We start from the raw sequence: 4,191 nt of genomic DNA on the forward strand, positions 1-4,191 counted from the left end.
CCCACGCATGAACCCCCGATCTGTGCCCGATCTGTGCCCAAAGCGGCGCTTGCGCGGCCGCTTCCTACCCGCCAGACTCGCCAAAAAGGGCGGTTGAACTTCCTATACCCCAGCTCCATGGCGATGCGCGCCCATTCGCCCCGATGGTGGATGGTGTCCAGCCAATCCAGGATGCACGCCAGGGTGCCGTCGAGACCTGCGTCGCCGCAGGTCGCCAGCATCTGCTCCAGGCTGGCGGCCTTCTGTTCGAGGTTGCGCTCCATCACCTCCAGCAGCAGCTCCTCGCGATCGGCGAAGTTGGAGTAGAAGGCCCCCTGCGTATAGCCGGCACGCGTGCAGACGGCGCGCAGCGACAGCGCCGGGATCGAGTGCTCCACGATCAGCGCCTCGGCGGCATCCAGCAGCGCCGCGCGCGTGCGGGCCTGCGATTCACTGCGGTTGAGCGGACGTGCGTGGCGTTGGGCTTGGCTCACGGCCGGCTCCGGCGCGACGGGGCGGCAGTATGCCACCGCCTTGCACAGGACGCCGTCAGCGTGCGGTGACCGTTCCCGACGGAGCACGCACGGGCGGCGGACATGGCGTCAATCATCGTAGAAGCCACCCCCCGCACCGGCGCCCAGGCGACCCTTGTCGATGTAGTTCACCTTGAGATATTCGGCCCAGCCCTGCGTTGCGGGATTTGCGCTTGCGATGTTGTACGCCGTGCGCAGGCCGACAATGTCGTAGATCTGGAACGGCCCCAGCTTGGCGCCGGTCCCGATTCGCCAGGTCTTGTCGATGTCCTCCGGACTCGCCACACCTTTCAACAACAAGGCGGCGGCCGCGTTGAGCAACGGCACCAGCAGCGAATTCAGCACGTAACCCGGCTGCTCCTTGTGCAGTCGGATCGGTTCCATGCCGATTTCCGCAGCGAAGCGCGCCACCTGCTCGAACACCTCAGGATCGGTCTGCGGCGTACCCATCACTTCCGCTGTGTTCTGGCGCCAGATGTGATTGGCGAAATGCAACGCCAGGAACTTCTCCGGCCGGCCCGTCGCATCCGCGAATGCACTGGGCAGCAGCGTGGAGGAGTTGGTGGCGAAGATGGTGCCTTCGCGCGCCAGCCTGGCGAGTTCGGCATAGACTGAGCGCTTGAGTTCCAGCTTCTCCGGCACCGCTTCAATTACCAGGTCCGCGTCGCGCACGGCCTGCGCAAGGTCGCTGCTCAGTGCGATGGCCGCCGCGACCCTGGTGGTCGCCTCGGGCGTCGTCCCCGGCAGGTCGGCGGCATATGTCTGAGCCAATCGCGTCAGGGCGTCGCGGGCACGCTCCAGCGCTGCTGCGTCAATGTCGTACGCCGTGACGCTCTTGCCGTGAAAGGCGCACTGGAAGGCGATCTGCGCGCCGAGCACGCCAGTGCCCAGCACGGTCACCCGCTGCAGGCCGGAGGGCGAGGCGACGGTCTTTGTGGTGTCCTGTGTCATGTTCATGCGTCCTCCCCGGCCAGCAGGCCGGCGTCGTGGAGCAATGCACCGATCTCGGTGCGGTCGAGCCTGGCCAACACGCGGTCGCGCAGGAACGACGGGCCCGGCAAGGCCAATTCTTCGCCATCGCGCAGCTGGTGCAGTGCATCCAGCAGGGTGCGGATGTCGTAGGTGGAATTGAACACTTCCGGCACGCCGCGTTCAATGCCCAACAGCGTGTAGACCGCTTCCATCGGCGTGCGCACCGAGTACTCGGTGGTGAAGATACAGTCGCGTTGCTTCGACTCCGCGAACTGGCCGATGAATGCGAAGTTCACAGCGCCCGCTGGCACCACGTCAGGGCGATCACCGGCTTGACGCGGCATGAAGAAGGCGGTGATGTACGGCATCATCACCGGCACGGTGTTGGCTCCCGTGGCTGCAAGCTCCGCGATGTCCTCAACCGGCACACCCATGTGATACAGCCATTCCTGGGTGATTTCCTCGCCGGTGCAGTCCTGCATCGGCTTCTTGACGTAATCCCCCGGCACGTCCGCGAACAGGCCATAGAACCAGATCACGACCTGGTCCTTGGGCTGCTTCTTGAAGTGCGGCTGGCGGTTCACCGTCCAGCTCAGCAGCCAGCTGGAATCCTTGGCGGTGACAATCCCGCCGGTCACCACCTTGCCGCTGAACGGGTCGCGCTTGGCGATCTTCTCGATGTACTTCGGGATGCGCGCGTCCAGCGTGGTGATGGTGGCGGATTCCCATTTGGTCTCCGGAATGTGCGTGCCGAACACGTCGGGCCGCCCGAACGACGGATCCTTGGCCGCGATGCGCCGCCACAGATCCCAAGCCGGTGCCGGGCCTTCGTCCAGCAGCGCCGCGGTCTTGTGGTCGCCCTCGTTGCTGTTTTCCACCAGCGAGCCGATGGTCATGAACAACAGGTCATCGGGGCCGAGTGCCATGCCACCGGGCTGGCCGTCGCGGTTCCAGTGGATGCGCGTGGCCTGCTTGCGTCCGTTGGTGGCATCGATGTCGAAATCGACATCTGTCACCTCGGTGCAGTACTGGAACACCACGCCCTGGTCCTTCAACCACTTCACCAATGGCAGCACCAGCGATTCGTACTGGTTGAAGCGGGTGAACTTCAACGCGGAAAGATCCGCCAGACCGCCGATGTGGTGGATGAAGCGGTGCAGATAGAGCTTCATTTCCAGCGCCGAATGCCACTCTTCGAACGCGAACATGGTGCGCCAGTACATCCAGAAGTTGCTGGCGAGGAAGTCCTCACCGAACACCTCGTTGATGCGCTTGTTCTCCATCTCCTCGCGCGTGGCCATGAAGACCTTGAGCATGTCCTTCTGCGCGGCCTTGCTGAGCGTGAACTTGCCCATGTCGGGCGCAGGCTTGCCCTGTTCGATGGTGGCGCGCTGCAGGGAGAAATTGGGGTCGTCCTTGTTCAGCCAGTAGAACTCGTCGAGCACGCTGGCCCCCTCGACTTCCAGCGACGGAATGCTGCGGAACAGATCCCACAGGCATTCGAAATGGTTCTCCATCTCGCGGCCGCCGCGGATCACGAAGCCCTTGTCCGGCTTCTCAAGTCCATCCAGTGCGCCGCCCGGCACGTCGATGCGTTCCAGGATGGTGATGCGCTCGCCCGGCATCTGGCCATCGCGGATCAGGAAGGCGGCGCCGGCCAGCGAGGCCAGGCCGGAGCCGACGAACCATGCGGATTTGCCGTCGACCCCGTCTGGCTTGCGCGGGCGGGCGAAGGCTTCGTAATTGCCACTGCTGTAATACATGTACGGACTCCAGTCGGGGAAGTTCAAGGTCATCGATCTAGCGAAATGTCACTCCCACGGCAATGTATATCATCTGATATTTGAATTCGATTTGAGATCTATATGGCTGTCCGGACGGCTTTTCGCGGCCCGCAAATGATCTGGGCACCCGAAGGTGCCCAGAGGTAAGCGCGTTTGATGGCGGGGACGATGCCGGTATTGTTACTGCCGACCCCGCCCGCGCAGGCTACGACTGTTCGCCCCTGCTGTCCGCGTCGACGCTCGTAATTGATTCGGCATCGGCGTCGTCCAGCGAGACATCCAGCCGCTCGATCGCCTGCAGCTTCTCGCCGGCCTGCACGCGCATCAGGGTCACGCCCTGCGTGTTGCGGCCGACCTGGGCGATGTGCGCCGCCGGCGTGCGTACCAGCGTGCCGCCATCGGAGATCAGCAGCACATCGTGGTGGTCGGAGAGCGCAGCACTGGCGGGGTGCTGGCGCTGAGGAACAGGTAGCTGCCGGACGCCGGGTGGGCGGCGAACCGCAGCCGCTGGTCCCGGCAAGGTTGATCGCGGCGCGGCCGGCGGCATCGAAGTGGGAGGAGCTGGCGCAGCCGCTCGAAAATTGCGGGACGACGGCAACACCGGCGGCGCTGGCGGGACTGGCGTAGCGCGCCGTCAGGCCGGCGATTTCGGGCGCCAGATTGCGGCTCACCCGGGTGTTGTGCGCGAACCAGCCGCCCAGGAAATGGGCGAAATTGCTGCTGTTGCTGCCGAGGTACGCGCCGCTGGCGCCGCTGCCACCGGACTAGGGCCTGTTAACACTATCGCAACGATTCGACGATCAGTGCGAAGTGGATGAAGGCCGCGAACATGACGTCGAGCTTGTCGAAGCGGCTGAAGATGCGGCGGAACCCTTTCAGACGGCGGAACAGGCGCTCGATTTCGTTGCGGCGCTTGTAGATCT

The 4,191-nt window shown here is 64.4% G+C and carries 3 protein-coding genes and 2 pseudogenes; all 5 read right to left on the reverse strand.

Annotated features, from left to right (window positions below; translation table 11 throughout):
- The coding region (locus ACVOMB_RS20685) for a TetR/AcrR family transcriptional regulator (RefSeq protein ID WP_301655330.1) at nucleotides 1-473 on the reverse strand (473 nt) is incomplete at its 3' end.
- A 108-nt stretch (nucleotides 474-581) separates the two neighbouring features.
- Complete coding sequence (locus ACVOMB_RS20690) at nucleotides 582-1,469, reverse strand: 3-hydroxyacyl-CoA dehydrogenase (protein ID WP_016448220.1); 888 nt, start codon at nucleotides 1,467-1,469, stop codon at nucleotides 582-584.
- A complete protein-coding gene (locus tag ACVOMB_RS20695) occupies nucleotides 1,466-3,247 on the reverse strand; it encodes an oleate hydratase (RefSeq protein ID WP_016448219.1) in 1,782 nt (593 codons plus the stop codon). Before ACVOMB_RS20695 ends, ACVOMB_RS20690 begins: the two co-directional genes overlap by 4 nt.
- A 226-nt stretch (nucleotides 3,248-3,473) precedes the next feature.
- A pseudogene (locus tag ACVOMB_RS20700) lies at nucleotides 3,474-3,686 on the reverse strand (DNA gyrase C-terminal beta-propeller domain-containing protein); the annotation flags it as partial.
- Between the two features lie 362 nt (nucleotides 3,687-4,048).
- A pseudogene (locus ACVOMB_RS20705) lies at nucleotides 4,049-4,191 on the reverse strand (IS5-like element ISCARN85 family transposase); the annotation flags it as partial.

It is taken from the genome of Stenotrophomonas sp. STEN018 (genome assembly GCF_056760235.1).